General features: G+C 61.6%; 12 protein-coding genes and 1 riboswitch. Of the genes, 9 read left to right on the forward strand and 3 right to left on the reverse strand.

Annotation, left to right across the window (positions count from 1 at the left end):
* Position 1 precedes the first annotated feature (1 nt).
* Both F2P67_RS20030 and F2P67_RS20035 read left to right on the forward strand, forming a co-directional pair.
* The gene (locus F2P67_RS20030) at positions 2–1,516 is read left to right on the forward strand and encodes a tripartite tricarboxylate transporter permease (protein WP_025110679.1); all 1,515 of its coding nucleotides are present in this window, start codon (positions 2–4) and stop codon (positions 1,514–1,516) included.
* On the forward strand, positions 1,509–2,543 hold the full coding sequence (locus tag F2P67_RS20035) for an AbrB family transcriptional regulator (protein ID WP_166222708.1): 1,035 nt from the start codon (positions 1,509–1,511) through the stop codon (positions 2,541–2,543). The genes F2P67_RS20030 and F2P67_RS20035 overlap by 8 nt, the downstream gene beginning before the upstream one ends.
* A gap of 118 nt (positions 2,544–2,661) precedes the next feature.
* On the opposite strand, the gene ung is transcribed toward F2P67_RS20035, so the two are convergent.
* On the reverse strand, positions 2,662–3,354 hold the full coding sequence (ung, locus tag F2P67_RS20040; protein ID WP_166222710.1) for a uracil-DNA glycosylase: 693 nt from the start codon (positions 3,352–3,354) through the stop codon (positions 2,662–2,664).
* Positions 3,355–3,486: 132 nt separating this feature from the next.
* Between ung and F2P67_RS20045 the strand changes: the two genes are divergently transcribed.
* Complete coding sequence (locus F2P67_RS20045; RefSeq protein ID WP_166222712.1) at positions 3,487–4,599, forward strand: enoyl-CoA hydratase/isomerase family protein; 1,113 nt, start codon at positions 3,487–3,489, stop codon at positions 4,597–4,599.
* 66 nt (positions 4,600–4,665) lie between these two features.
* Here F2P67_RS20045 and F2P67_RS20050 read toward each other — a convergent pair whose 3' ends face one another.
* Together F2P67_RS20050 and F2P67_RS20055 are read right to left on the reverse strand one after the other, a co-directional pair.
* Positions 4,666–5,073, reverse strand: coding sequence for a hypothetical protein (locus tag F2P67_RS20050; protein ID WP_166222714.1), 408 nt, complete (start codon positions 5,071–5,073; stop codon positions 4,666–4,668).
* A gap of 178 nt (positions 5,074–5,251) precedes the next feature.
* Positions 5,252–5,515, reverse strand: coding sequence for a hypothetical protein (locus tag F2P67_RS20055; protein ID WP_166222716.1), 264 nt, complete (start codon positions 5,513–5,515; stop codon positions 5,252–5,254).
* Between the two features lie 283 nt (positions 5,516–5,798).
* Positions 5,799–5,899, forward strand: a riboswitch (guanidine-I (ykkC/yxkD leader).
* Between the two features lie 64 nt (positions 5,900–5,963).
* Between F2P67_RS20055 and F2P67_RS20060 the strand changes: the two genes are divergently transcribed.
* The 6 genes from F2P67_RS20060 to uca all read left to right on the forward strand — a co-directional run bounded on the left by F2P67_RS20060 (position 5,964) and on the right by uca (position 13,954).
* Positions 5,964–7,031, forward strand: a complete 1,068-nt coding sequence (locus F2P67_RS20060) for a putative urea ABC transporter substrate-binding protein (protein ID WP_166222718.1) — start codon at positions 5,964–5,966, stop codon at positions 7,029–7,031.
* 18 nt (positions 7,032–7,049) lie between these two features.
* On the forward strand, positions 7,050–7,865 hold the full coding sequence (locus tag F2P67_RS20065) for an ABC transporter permease (RefSeq protein ID WP_127926184.1): 816 nt from the start codon (positions 7,050–7,052) through the stop codon (positions 7,863–7,865).
* Positions 7,862–8,650, forward strand: coding sequence for an ABC transporter ATP-binding protein (locus tag F2P67_RS20070; protein WP_166222720.1), 789 nt, complete (start codon positions 7,862–7,864; stop codon positions 8,648–8,650). The genes F2P67_RS20065 and F2P67_RS20070 overlap by 4 nt, the downstream gene beginning before the upstream one ends.
* Positions 8,651–8,663: 13 nt before the next feature.
* The gene (locus tag F2P67_RS20075) at positions 8,664–9,389 is read left to right on the forward strand and encodes an urea amidolyase associated protein UAAP1 (RefSeq protein WP_166222722.1); all 726 of its coding nucleotides are present in this window, start codon (positions 8,664–8,666) and stop codon (positions 9,387–9,389) included.
* Between the two features lie 11 nt (positions 9,390–9,400).
* Positions 9,401–10,042, forward strand: coding sequence for an urea amidolyase associated protein UAAP2 (locus tag F2P67_RS20080; protein WP_166222724.1), 642 nt, complete (start codon positions 9,401–9,403; stop codon positions 10,040–10,042).
* A gap of 279 nt (positions 10,043–10,321) precedes the next feature.
* The gene (gene uca, locus F2P67_RS20085) at positions 10,322–13,954 is read left to right on the forward strand and encodes an urea carboxylase (RefSeq protein ID WP_166222726.1); all 3,633 of its coding nucleotides are present in this window, start codon (positions 10,322–10,324) and stop codon (positions 13,952–13,954) included.
* Positions 13,955–13,977 lie beyond the last annotated feature (23 nt).

A 13,977-nucleotide genomic window follows, 5' to 3' on the forward strand; every position in this document is an offset into this window, starting at 1 on the left:
TATGGATACTCTTGGCTATTTGGGTCAGGGTTTCGGCGTCGCGCTGAGCCCGTACAACCTGGTGACCGCCCTGTGCGGCACGCTGATCGGCACCGTCGTCGGCCTGCTGCCGGGCCTCGGCCCGATCAATGGCGTAGCGCTGCTGATTCCGATCGCATTCGCCCTCGGCCTGCCGCCGGAATCGGCGTTGATTCTGTTGGCGGCGGTGTATCTGGGCTGCGAATACGGCGGGCGGATCAGCTCGATTCTGCTGAACATTCCGGGTGAAGCGTCCACCGTGATGACCACCCTCGACGGCTACCCGATGGCCCGCAAAGGCCTGGCCGGTGTAGCGCTGTCGCTGTCGGCATGGAGTTCGTTCATCGGCGCATTTATCGCCACCTGCGGCATGGTGCTGTTCGCGCCGTTGCTGGCGAAATGGGCGATTGCCTTTGGTCCGGCGGAATATTTCGTGTTGATGGTGTTCGCGATTGTCTGTCTCGGCGGCATGGCCGGTGATCGACCGTTGAAGACATTTATCGCCGCGTTGATCGGTCTGTTCCTGTCCACCGTCGGCATCGATGCCAACAGCGGCGTGTACCGTTTTACCGGCGACAATATTCACCTCACCGACGGCATTCAATTTGTCGTGCTGGTGCTGGGCCTGTTCTCCATCAGCGAAATTCTGCTGCTGCTGGAAAAAACCCACCACGGCCAGGAAGCGGTGAAAGCCACCGGCCGGATGATGTTCAACTTCAAGGAAGCGGCCTCGGTGTTCGTGGTGAATATCCGTTGCGGCGTGCTCGGTTTCATCATGGGCGTACTGCCGGGTGCCGGCGCGACGCTGGCCAGCGCTGTGGCTTATATGACCGAGAAGCGCATCGCCGGCGCCAGCGGCAAATTCGGTGAAGGCGACGCCCGTGGCCTCGCGGCGCCGGAAACCGCCATCGGCGGCGCGGCGTGCGGCGCACTGGTGCCGATGCTGACCCTCGGTGTTCCAGGTTCCGGCACCACAGCAGTGATGATCGGCGCACTGTCGTTGTACAACATCACCCCGGGGCCGTTGCTGTTCCAGCAACAACCGGACATCGTCTGGGGGCTGATCGCTTCGTTGTTCATCGCCAACGTCATGCTGGTGATCCTCAACATCCCGATGATCCGCGTGTTCACCCGCATCCTCGCCGTGCCGAACTGGGCGCTGGTGCCGGTTATCGCGATCATCACCGGGATCGGCGTGTACGCCGTGCATGCAACGACCTTCGATCTGTTCCTGATGATCGGCATCGGCATCTTCGGTTACATCCTGCGCAAGCTGGACTTCCCGCTGTCGCCGCTGTTGCTCGGTTTCATCCTCGGCGGCCTGATGGAGCAAAACCTGCGTCGCGCCCTGTCGATCTCCAACGGTGCGCTGGAAATCCTTTGGTCGAGCCCGATCACCTTCGGCTGCTGGATTCTGACGGCGATCATGCTGTTGATGCCGATCATCCGTATCTGGCGCAAACGCTCGGCCGCGCAACGCGCCATTGCCGATGTTTGATCGCTCCTCGCTCAAGTCCTGGTGGGGAACCCCGCTGGTCGGTCTGCTTGGCGGCTTTGTCGCCAGCCAGATCGGCTGGCCACTGCCGTGGATGGTCGGCTCGTTGCTGGCGATCATCCTCGTGCGCTGCCTGACCCCGTGGCAACTCACGGAAATCCCCGGCGGGCGCAAGTGCGGTCAGTGGATTGTCGGGATCGGCATCGGCCTGCACTTCACCCCGGTGGTGATGGAGCAGGTGCTCAGTCATTTCGGTCTGATCTTCTTCGGCGCACTGGTCACCAGTGTTTCGGCGGTGGTCGGCGTTTGGTTGATGCGTCGCACCGGCGAGGATCGCGCCACAGCGTTCTTCTCCAGCATGCCTGGCGGGTCTGGCGAGATGGTCAACCTCGGCGCACGCAATGGCGCGATGCTCAGCCACGTTGCGGCAGGGCAGAGTTTGCGGGTGTTGGTGGTCGTCCTGTGTGTACCGGCGGCGTTCAAATATCTGCTCGGTGACGGTACACCGATTGCTCACGCCGGCAGCGTCGATTGGCGCTGGCTGGCGATTCTGTTTCCGGCGGGCGGTCTGCTTGCCTGGCTCTGGCAGCGTTTGCGCCAACCCAATCCCTGGCTGTTCGGGCCGTTGCTGGTAAGTGCGGCGGTGAGTATTGGCTGGGATTTGCACATCGGCTTGCCCAATGGTGGCAGTCAGATTGGCCAGTGGCTGATCGGCAGCGGCCTGGGTTGCCACTTCAATCGGCAGTTCTTTCGGCGGGCGCCGTCATTCATGGGCCGCACGTTGATCGGCACGGCGCTGACCATGTTGATCGCGACTCTGGCGGCACTGGGGTTGAGTGCGCTGACCCATCTGGATCTTCGCTCGTTGACCTTGGGCATGATGCCCGGCGGGATCGCTGAAATGAGCCTGACGGCGGAGACGCTGCAACTGTCGGTGCCGCTGGTGACGGCGATGCAGGTGATGCGACTGTTGTTTGTGCTGTTTCTGGCGGAGCCGTTGTTCAAGTACTGGAACCGTAATCCCGAGTAACCAGATAAACCGAGTTGCCTTCTTCGCGAGCAAGCCCGCTCCCACAATGGTCATGTGAACGCCACAAAACCAATGTGGGAGCGGGCTTGCTCGCGAAGGAGCCCGCCCAGTCAGCCCATCAAACCGGTGGAAGGCGCCATTCGATCGGCGCTTCACCATTCTGCTCAAGAAACTTGTTGGTGCGGCTGAAGTGCCCGCAACCCAAAAATCCGCGATACGCCGACAGTGGCGACGGGTGCACCGAGGTCAGCACCAAGTGCTTGGTCGCGTCGATCAGCTTCTGCTTGCTCTGTGCATGCGCGCCCCACAGCATGAACACCAGATGCGGCTGTCGCTCGCTGACCAGTTCAATGATCCGGTCAGTGAAAAACTGCCAGCCTTTATCCTTGTGCGCGTTGGCGTTGGCGCGCTCGACGGTCATGGTGGTGTTGAGCATCAACACGCCCTGATCGGCCCAGCTCTGCAGGTAGCCGTGGCTGGGGATGTCGATGTTCAGGTCGCGCTTCAGCTCTTTATAGATGTTGACCAGCGACGGCGGTGCCGGCACGCCCGGCTGCACCGAGAAGCACAAGCCATGGGCCTGGCCCGGGCCGTGATAGGGATCTTGGCCGAGGATGACCACTTTCACCTTTTCCAGCGGCGTGGAATTCAGCGCGTTGAAAATCAGCGGCCCCGGCGGATAAATTTCCTTGCCGGCCGCCCGCTCCTGCTGGAGAAAATTGCGCAACTCTGTCATGTAGGGCTGGTCGAATTCAGCACGCAGTGCCTCCTTCCAGCTCGGTTCGAGTTTGATACGGTCGTCAGCAGTCATGGTCATACCCGGCAAAAACAATGGGGCGAACCCTAGGAAAGCCGACCACGCTTGTCAATTGATCTGACGCAGATCCGGCACTTTCCCCCACAGCGATCATACTGATCGTTCAAATTCCCGATCGAGGTCACGATGAATCTGCACTTCGAAGAACTCACCGGCACCGACGGCGCACGCATCGGTATCGCCAGCCTGGACGCTGAAAAGTCGCTCAACGCGCTGTCCCTGCCGATGATCAACGCCCTCAGCGATAAATTGAATGCCTGGGCCAAGGATCCACAAATCGTCTGCATACTGCTGCGTGGCAACGGCGCCAAGGCCTTCTGCGCCGGCGGCGAGGTGCGAAGCCTGGTCGAGGCGTGTCGCGCCCATCCCGGCGAGGTGCCGCCACTGGCCGCGCAATTTTTCAGCGCGGAATACCGTCTGGATTACAGCCTGCACACCTATCCGAAACCGCTGATCTGCTGGGGCCACGGTTACGTGCTGGGCGGCGGCATGGGCTTGTTGCAAGGCGCCAGCACGCGGATCGTCACACCGAGCAGCCGTCTGGCGATGCCGGAAATCACCATTGGTCTGTACCCGGACGTCGGCGCCAGTTGGTTTCTGGCGCGTCTGCCGGGCAAGCTCGGTTTGTTTCTCGGCCTGACCGGCGCACACATGAACGGCCGTGATGCGCTCGATCTGGATCTGGCGGATCGCTTCCTGCTGGATGAACAGCAACCGGAATTGATCGAAGGCCTGCTGCAACTGAACTGGCAGGAACAGACCGACATGCAGCTCAACAGCCTGCTCAAGGCTTTGCAGCAGGAAGCCGTTTCGCAGATGCCCGAGGCGCAATGGTTGCCGCGCCGTCAGCAGATCGATGAACTGCTCGACGTCAGTGACGTGACTTGCGCCTGGAAAGCCATCAGCCTGCAACGCGACAGCAGCGATCCGTTGATCGCCCGGGCGGCGAAAACCATGAGCGAAGGCTCGCCACTGACCGCGCATCTGGTCTGGGAACAGATCGTCCGCGCGCGGCACATGTCACTGGCCGAGGTTTTCCAGATGGAATACACCCTGAGCCTCAATTGTTGCCGGCATCCGGAGTTCAGCGAGGGCGTTCGCGCACGATTGATCGACAAGGATCAGAAACCGCACTGGCATTGGCCGGACATCAACAATGTGCCGGACGCGGTGGTGGACGCGCACTTTCACAAGGTCTGGGAGGGACGGCATCCGTTGGCGGATCTGACGCAATACTGACCCCTCCAATAAAAATCAGGAACAAAAAAAGCGGCGCTTCATGCGCCGCTTTTCATTTGCTGGTGATCACCAGCGGTTGCCACGTCCGTTGTGGTCACCGCGTCCGCTGTGCCGGTCGTAGTTGCCGCGACCGCGATGATCGTTGTCCCAACCGCCGCGGCGGTGGCCGTCCCAGCGCCCGCGATCGTTGTCGTGCCAACGACGGCTTTCGTAATAGCGCGGGGCCGGTTGGTAATAGCGTGGCGCCTGCTGGTAGTAACGCGGTGCCTGGTAGTACCGCGGAGCGGGTTGGTAGTAGCGCGGCGCCGAGTAATACGTGCTGCCGCCGCTGTAATAAGAGCCACCTGTGTTGTAGTACGCCGGTGCGGGTGAGGTGTAGACCTGTGAGCTGTAATACGAGTCCGCGTAGGAGTACGGGACGCAACCGGCAACGGAAAACATCAACGCAGCAAGCAGAAGAATTCGTCTATACATGGCGGCCTCCTGGACCGCGGGTAGCCACACCAGCGACGCTGGCAGGCGTCAGTCGTTTATTCGGTGACTGACGCAAAATCAGACAGCGTTTTCAGCATCTGGTGCGTTCCTGCAACAAGTTGAAACAAGTGATTGATGAAACCTTGTTCATCCGTCAACGCTGTCATTCAGCCGCTGATTAATGGTGCCCACCATGGTATCCGCCGCCGTGATAACCCCGGCCGTAATACCCGCGATAACCGTATCCGCCGTAGTAATAACGCGCGCCGCCGTAGTAGCGCGGGCCGTAATAACCACCGTAGTAATAAGGCGAGTAATAACCGGGAGAGTAGTAAGTGGCGGGATAACCATCGTAAGGACCGGCGTAGTAATAACAGCCAGACAGCCCAAGGCCGAGCACCGCTCCCAGCAGCACTCGACGCAGCGTTTTGTGAGTAAGCATGGCGGCCTCCTGAAAGACCTGCGACAGCAGTCGGCACAGACCGGCTGACAACTGATTTGACTGGCATTCCTGAGCCGAGTGCCAACGGCGCAGAACCATCGGATCAGCGGCTAATACGCTGCACGACGGTGCACCCGCGCACCAACACAAAGCGTCGCACTCCCCTCAGGACTAACGCGATTCAAGCCGAACACCCGTGCCAGAGGGCTCGACGCAACTTGGCACGCCTCTCGCTTTAGCAAACCCGTGCAGGAGTCATCACAGGTTCGCGGCACCACAATTTGCAATGGCTGACTAGGGTTCCGGCTCGCAATCGCGAGTGACTGGTCCGAGAGTTGGCGACCTCCAGTTGAGGTTACACGGCGGGACAAAAGCCCGGGAGACAAGCCACCGTTCGCGGTGCCGCGTTGCCTTCCTGTCCGCCCTTGATCAACTGGAGAATCCCATCATGTCCCGACTACGTTTGCCCGCCCTGCTCGCCGCCGCGCTCGCTGCGCTCATCAGCACCCAATCCCCCGCCGCACAGAAAGACCACTTCAGCGTCTGCTGGACGATCTATGCCGGCTGGATGCCATGGGAATACGCCGGCAGCCAAGGCATCGTCGACAAATGGGCGAAGAAGTACGGGATCAAGATTGATGTCGTGCAGCTCAACGACTACGTCGAATCGATCAACCAATACACCGCCGGCCAGTTCGACGGCTGCACCATGACCAACATGGACGCTCTGACCATTCCAGCCGCCGGCGGCGTCGACAGCACCGCACTGATCGTCAGCGACTTCTCCAACGGCAACGACGGCATCGTCCTCAAGGGCGACGGTAAAAAGGTCACCGATCTCAAGGGCATGGACGTCAATCTGGTCGAGCTGTCGGTCTCCCACTACCTGCTCGCCCGCGCGCTGGATTCTGTGGATCTGACCGAGAAAGACCTGAAAGTGGTCAACACCTCCGACGCCGATATTTCCGCCGCCTTCAACACCGAACAGGTCAACGCGGTAACGACGTGGAACCCGATGCTCTCGGACATCAAGGCCAAACCGGGCGTGACCGAAGTATTCAATTCCAGTCAGATCCCCGGCGAGATCATGGACATGATGGTGGTCAATAGCGCCACCCTCAAAGACAACCCGGCGCTGGGCAAAGCGCTGACCGGGGCGTGGTTCGAAGTCGTCGATTTGATGAACGCGAAAAACGCCGCGAGCAAAGCTGCGCTGGAACACATGGCCAAGGCCTCGGGCACCGATCTGGCCGGATTCCAGGCGCAACTCGACACCACCAAATTGTTCGCCACGCCGCGTGAAGCCCTGACTTTCGCCACCAGCAAACAACTGCCGGAAACCATGCGCAAAGTCGCCGAATTCTCGTTCCAGCACGGCTTGCTCGGTGAAGGCGCGAAAGACACCAGCGCGGTCGGCATGGCCTTCGCCAACGGCGTGACCAGCGGCGACACCGGTAACCTCAAGCTACGTTTCGACCCGACCTACGTGCAGATGGCCGCCGACGCCAAGCTGTAAGCCACGGAGGATTTGGCCATGCGCCTGATCAATCGCCACCCGGATCGCCCCAGCCGTTTGCTGCTGGTGATCCTGCCGTTCGCGCTGCTGCTGTTTGCCTACTTCATGGGCTCGGCCGAGCGACTGGCGGACAACCCCAACGACAAACTGCTGCCCAGCGCCGTGCAGATGACCGACGCAGTTAAACGTCTGGCCTTCAATGCTGACAGCCGCACCGGTGATTACCTGTTGTGGCAAGACACCGCTTCGAGTCTGCGACGCCTGGCCATCGGCCTCGGCATCGCTGCGCTGGCCGGGCTGTGCCTGGGCATCGCCGCTGGCACGCTGCCGTTGTTCGGCGCGCCGTTGTCGCCGCTGCTGACGGTGTTGTCGATGGTGCCGCCGCTGGCGATCCTGCCGATTCTGTTCATCGTTTTCGGCTTGGGCGAGCTGTCGAAAGTCATGCTGATCGTGATCGGCATCACCCCGGCACTCGCCCGCGATCTGGAACAGCGCGCCCGGGAAATTCCCGTCGAACTGCTGATCAAGGCGCAGACCCTCGGCGCCTCGACCTGGACGCTGATGCTGCGCGTGGTGCTGCCGCAACTGTTGCCGCGCCTACTGATCTCGTTGCGGCTGATGCTCGGTTCGGCGTGGTTGTTCCTGATTGCCGCCGAAGCGATTGCCTCCACCGACGGTCTCGGCTACAGGATTTTCCTGGTACGGCGTTATCTGGCGATGGACGTGATCCTGCCATACGTAGTGTGGATCACCCTCCTCGCCTGGCTGATGGACTGGGGTCTCAAGCACCTGACCCGGCGCGCCTTCCCTTGGTATGAGGGGGCCGCCAAATGAGCTTCATCACGGTGAAAAACGTCTGGCAGCAATACGCCGATCAAGTGGTTCTGGAAGGCCTGAATCTGCAAGTCAACGAGGGCGAGTTCTGCACGCTGGTCGGTACGTCCGGTTGCGGCAAATCGACCTTTTTGCGCCTGCTGCTCGGCCAGGAAACCGCCAGTCGCGGCGAGATTCTGCTCGACGGTCAACCGCTGGCCAGCGAACCGGACGCCAGCCGTGGCGTGGTGTTCCAGCGCTACTCGGTGTTCCCGCACTTGAGCGTGCTCGACAACGTCGCCCTCGGCCTCGAACTGCCGCGTGCGCCGTTGTTGGGTCGATTGTTCGGCAGCGCCAAACGTGAGGCACAAGAACAGGCCTCGGCGCTGTTGCACAAAGTCGGCCTCGGCCATGCGCTGGACAAGTACCCCGCGCAACTGTCCGGCGGCATGCAGCAACGGCTGGCGATTGCTCAGGCACTGATCATGAAGCCGCGGGTGTTGCTGCTCGACGAACCGTTCGGCGCCCTCGATCCGGGCATCCGCAAAGACATGCACGCATTGTTGCTGGAACTGTGGCGCGAGACGCAACTGACGGTGTTCATGGTCACCCATGACTTGTCCGAAGGTTTCAGCCTCGGCACCCGTCTGCTGGTGTTCGACAAGGTTCGCCTCGACCCGCATGCCCCCGGTGCCTACGGCGCCCGCATCACCTACGACATCCCTTTGAACAGCGACCGCCGCGCTCGACGCGCCGCCGTCGAAGCCTTGCCGGTAACACTGGCGGGCGCACTTCGAACCGCTTGAGAGGACTGACCCAATGACTGATTCGACCCAACTGTTTCCACCCTTCGCCGAAGAAATGCTCCCCGGCGGCGGCCACCGTTCATTCGTGCTCAAGCGCGGTCAGTTGCTGCGTCTGACCGATCTGCGTGGCGGCGCCAATGTCAGCCTGACCCTGCTCAATGCCAATGAGAAAACCGAGCGCCTGAACCTGCCCGACAGCCTCAAGTGCCAACACACCGCCAAGCTCACCACCGGCCATTGCCTGTACTCGGACATGGGTCGTGTGTTGGCCGCAATCACCGCCGACACCTGCGGCTGGAGCGACAGCCTCGGCGGTGTGCTTTGTGCTGAAGAGGTCGCGGAAAAATACGGTCAGGGCCGCTACCAGGAACTGCGCAACGGCTTCTTCCGCAACGGCACCGACAACCTGCTGGTGGAACTCGGCAAGTGGGGACTGGGCCTGTCCGATCTGCTGATGACCCTCAATCTGTTCAGCCGCGTGAACGTCGATGAGGCCGGACGATTCCATTTCGTCGAAGGCAATTCGAGGGCCGGCGACTACATCGAACTGTATGCACCGATGGACACGCTGGTGGTGCTCACCGCCCTGCAACACCCGATGGACCCGTCGCCCGACTACGCGCCAAAACCGCTGAAGCTGAGCTGGATGAACGCCGACGCCAGCGTCGCCGAACACTGCCGCACTTCGCGCCCGGAGAACGAGCGCGGCTTCATCAACACCGATCGTTTGTTCGCCTGAGGATCGCCGCCATGTCACTTGCAATCGCCACTGCTCAAAAGAATCCCGACGCTGCGGTGTACCGCGCCACCATTCCGGCCGGTGAACCGTGGCTGATGGAGGTCAAGGCTGGCCAGACCTTGCGCATCCTCGACCTGGAAGGCAATCAAGCCGTCGATACGTTGTTCTACAGCGTCGCCAATCCCAAGGAACGTTACGACGTACAGCGCACGCTGCGTCGGCAGAACAGCGTGTATCTGAGCACCGGCAGCGTGCTCTATTCCAACCTCGGCAAACCGATGCTGACCATCGTCGCCGACACCTGCGGCCGTCACGACACCCTCGGGGGTGCCTGCGCGCAAGAGAGCAACACGGTGCGCTACGCCCTGGAAAAACGCTACATGCACAGCTGCCGCGACAACTACCTGCGCGCCTGCGTCCACGATGGCCGCCTGGGCAAAGGCGACATCGGCCCGAACATCAATTTCTTCATGAATGTGCCGGTCACGGCTGACGGTGGGCTGACCTTCGAGGACGGGATTTCTGCGCCGGGCAAGTACGTCGACCTGCGTGCCGAAATGGACGTGATCGTGCTGATCTCCAACTGCCCGCAACTGAACAACCCGTGCAACGCCTACAACCCGACACCTGCGGAGCTACTGGTATGGAACTGAAAATCAGCCGTTTGCGCCGTTGGCTTTTTGCCCTGTGCCAGGCCCGTTCCGGCCAGTGCCTGAAATCCCCCGCACATCAATGATCAAACGGTGGGAGCGGGCTTGCTCGCGAAAGCGGTGTGTCAGACACATCAATGTTGACTGACCCGACGCATTCGCGAGCAAGCCCGCTCCCACAGAAGGACGGGGTGGTTTTGAAGAATGTTTTTTCATCCGGGACGGCCCGGATGCCTGTCGAAAAACTGCGGGACGGCCCGCATCCCCTTCAGGGGTTTTGCCATGTTCGAAAAAGTCCTGATCGCCAACCGTGGCGCCATCGCCTGCCGCATCCTGCGCACGCTGCGTGAATTGCAGGTGCAAGGCGTGACCGTGTATTCCGAAGCCGACATCGCCAGCCTGCACATTCTGCAAGCCGATGAAGCCCACAGCCTCGGTGAAGGCGCAGCGGCCGGCACCTATCTGGCGGTCGATAAAATCCTCGCCGTCGCCAAGGCCAGCGGTGCCACGGCGATCCATCCTGGCTACGGATTTTTGTCCGAGAACGCAGCGTTCGCCGAGGCCTGTGAAGCGCAGAACATCGCGTTCATCGGCCCGACACCCGAGCAACTGCGGGTATTCGGTCTCAAGCACACCGCCCGCGCGCTGGCCAGACAGCACGGCGTGCCGATGCTCGAAGGCACCGAGCTGCTTGACAGCCTCGACGCCGCGCTGATGGCCGGTGAACAGGTCGGCTACCCGGTGATGCTGAAAAGCACCGCCGGCGGTGGCGGCATCGGCATGCGTGTGTGCCGCAGCGCCAGCGAACTGAGCGAATCGTTCGAAGCAGTCAAACGCCTCGGCCAGAACAATTTCAGTGACGCCGGGGTGTTCATCGAGAAATACATCCAGCGCGCCCGGCATCTGGAAGTGCAGGTGTTCGGCGACGGTCACGGCGAGGTGATTGCCCTCGGCGTGCGTGACTGTTCGGTACAGCGGCGCAACCAGAAAGTCCTTGAGGAAACCCCGGCATCGAACCTGCCTGAGGGCATGGCCGATGAGCTGTGCGCGGCGGCGATCAAACTGGCGAAAGCGGTGAATTACCGCAGCGCTGGCACCGTCGAGTTCGTCTTCGACAGCGAAGCGCAGCGTTTCTATTTTCTTGAAGTGAACACCCGTTTGCAGGTCGAACACGGCGTCACCGAACAGGTGTGGGGTGTCGATCTGGTGCGCTGGATGATCGAGTTGGCAGCCGGTGATCTGCCGCCACTGGCCGAGTTGTATCGCGACTTGAAAGCCGACGGCCATGCGATTCAGGCGCGGGTGTATGCGGAGGACCCGGGGCGCGACTTTCAGCCGAGCCCGGGGCTGCTGACAGCCGTGCAATTCCCGCCGGCCAACGGCGTTCAACTGCGCATCGACACCTGGGTCGAGGCCGGTTGCGAGATCCCGCCGTACTTCGATCCGATGATTGCCAAGGTCATCAGTTGGGCGCCGAGCCGCGAGCAGGCACGCGCCGAACTGCATCAGGCACTCGGCGACAGCCTGCTGTACGGCGTCGAAACCAACCGCGATTACGTGCGGCAAATTCTCCTTGATGCGCCGTTTGCCAGCGGTCACCCGTGGACCCGTTGCCTGGAGAATCTGGTCTACCGCGCCAACACTTTCGAAGTGCTCAGCGCCGGCACGCAAACCACCGTGCAGGACTACCCCGGCCGCCTCGGTTACTGGGCGGTGGGCGTGCCGCCGTCGGGGCCGATGGACAGCCGCGCGCTGCGCCTGGGCAATCGCCTGCTCAGCAATGCCGAGGGCGCGGCAGCGCTGGAAATCACCATGAGCGGGCCGATGTTGCGCTTCAATTGCGAAGCGGTGATTGCGGTGACGGGCGCGTCAATTGCCCTGACCCTCGACGGTGAAACAGTGCCGATGAACACCGCGCTGCGGATCCCGGCGGGTGCCACATTGAACCTCGGCAGCCTCAGCGGCGCCGGCGCGCGCAGTTATCTGTGCCTGCGCGGCGGCTTGCACGTGCCGGATTATCTGGGCAGCAAAAGCACCTTCACCCTCGGCCAGTTCGGCGGGCACGGTGGACGGGCTTTGCGTGCCGGCGACGTGTTACACATCCCTGCCCTGACCGACCGGGACTGCGGCCAACAACTTACAGAGCAGCACATCACGGCATTACCGGCAGTCCGGCAGATCCGGGTGATTTACGGCCCGCATGGCGCACCGGAATACTTCACCGAAGACTACATAGGCACATTCTTCACCACGCAGTGGGAAGTGCATTTCAACTCCAGCCGTACCGGCGTGCGACTGATCGGCCCGAAGCCGCAATGGGTACGCGCCGACGGTGGCGAGGCCGGGCTGCATCCATCGAACATTCACGACAATCCCTATGCGATCGGCGCGGTGGATTTCACCGGCGACATGCCGGTGATCCTCGGCCCGGACGGCCCGAGTCTTGGCGGTTTTGTCTGCCCGGTGACGGTGATCGAAGCGGACCTGTGGCAACTGGGGCAGCTCAAGGCGGGCGACAAGATCCAGTTCATCCCGGTCGACCTCAAAACCGCCCGCGATCTAGCCTTGAAATGGGATCAATGTAGGAGTGAGCCTGCTCGCGATGAGGCCAGATCAGACACCGCATCAACTTCATCGCGAGCAGGCTCACTCCTACAGGGGCTTTTATCGCCTGTGGTGTTGGAGTTGGGTCAGGATGATCGGCGGCTTGTGGGGCGACTGTCCGGCGATACGCATTTGCTGCTGGAAATCGGCGCCCCCGAACTCGATCTGGTGCTGCGCTTCCGCGCCCATGCATTGATGCAGGCACTGGAAGCCAAAGCCCTGCCCGGCGTGATCGACCTCACCCCCGGCATTCGTTCGTTGCAAATCCACTACCAGCCCGAGCAACTGCCGCTGGCCGATCTGCTCGGCATCATCGCCGGCGAATGGGACGCCGTGTGTGCCGCGCAGGATCTGCAAGTACCCTCGCGCATCGTCCATCTGCCGCTGTCCTGGGACGATCCGGCGTGCCAGTTGGCCATCGAAAAATACATGACCACCGTGCGCAAGGACGCACCGTGGTGCCCGAGCAATCTGGAGTTCATCCGGCGCATCAATGACCTGCCCAACCTCGACGAAGTGCAGCGCACGGTGTTCGACGCCAGTTATCTGGTCATGGGTCTGGGCGACGTCTACCTCGGTGCGCCGGTGGCCACGCCACTTGATCCGCGCCATCGACTGGTCACCACCAAATACAACCCGGCACGCACCTGGACAGCGGAAAACTCGGTGGGCATCGGCGGCGCTTACATGTGCGTTTACGGCATGGAAGGCCCCGGCGGTTATCAGTTTGTCGGGCGCACTTTGCAGATGTGGAACCGCTATCGCGAGGTCGGCGCATTCGACGGCAAACCGTGGCTGCTGCGCTTCTTCGACCAGATCCGTTTCTACCCGGTCCGCGCCGACGAACTGCTGCGCATCCGCCGCGATTTTCCCCTCGGGCGCTTCGATCTGAACATCGAACACAGTCAGCTCAACCTCGCCGATTACCAGGGTTTTCTTGATCGTGAAGCCCAGAGCATTGGTACCTTTCGCCGCCAACAGCAGCATGCGTTCAACGCCGAACGCGAACGCTGGATCGCCAGCGGTCAGGCGCATTTCGACAGTGAAGACGCCGTGGTCGAATCCGCCGAAGAAGCGCCACTGGTCGACGGTCAGCAGAGTATCGACAGCCACATCGCCGGCAACCTCTGGCAGGTGCAAGTCGAGACCGGCAGCCGTGTCGCCGCCGGTGATGTGCTGGTGATTCTCGAGTCGATGAAGATGGAAATCCCTGTGCTTGCGCCGATGGCCGGGGTGGTGCGAGAGATTCGCGTGCAACCGGGTTCGGCGGTGCGCGCCGGGCAACGGGTCGTGGTGCTGGAACTCGACTGAACCCTCTCTGGAAAAGGATCAAC

It is taken from the genome of Pseudomonas atagonensis (assembly GCF_011369485.1).
Lineage (GTDB): Bacteria > Pseudomonadota > Gammaproteobacteria > Pseudomonadales > Pseudomonadaceae > Aquipseudomonas > Aquipseudomonas atagonensis.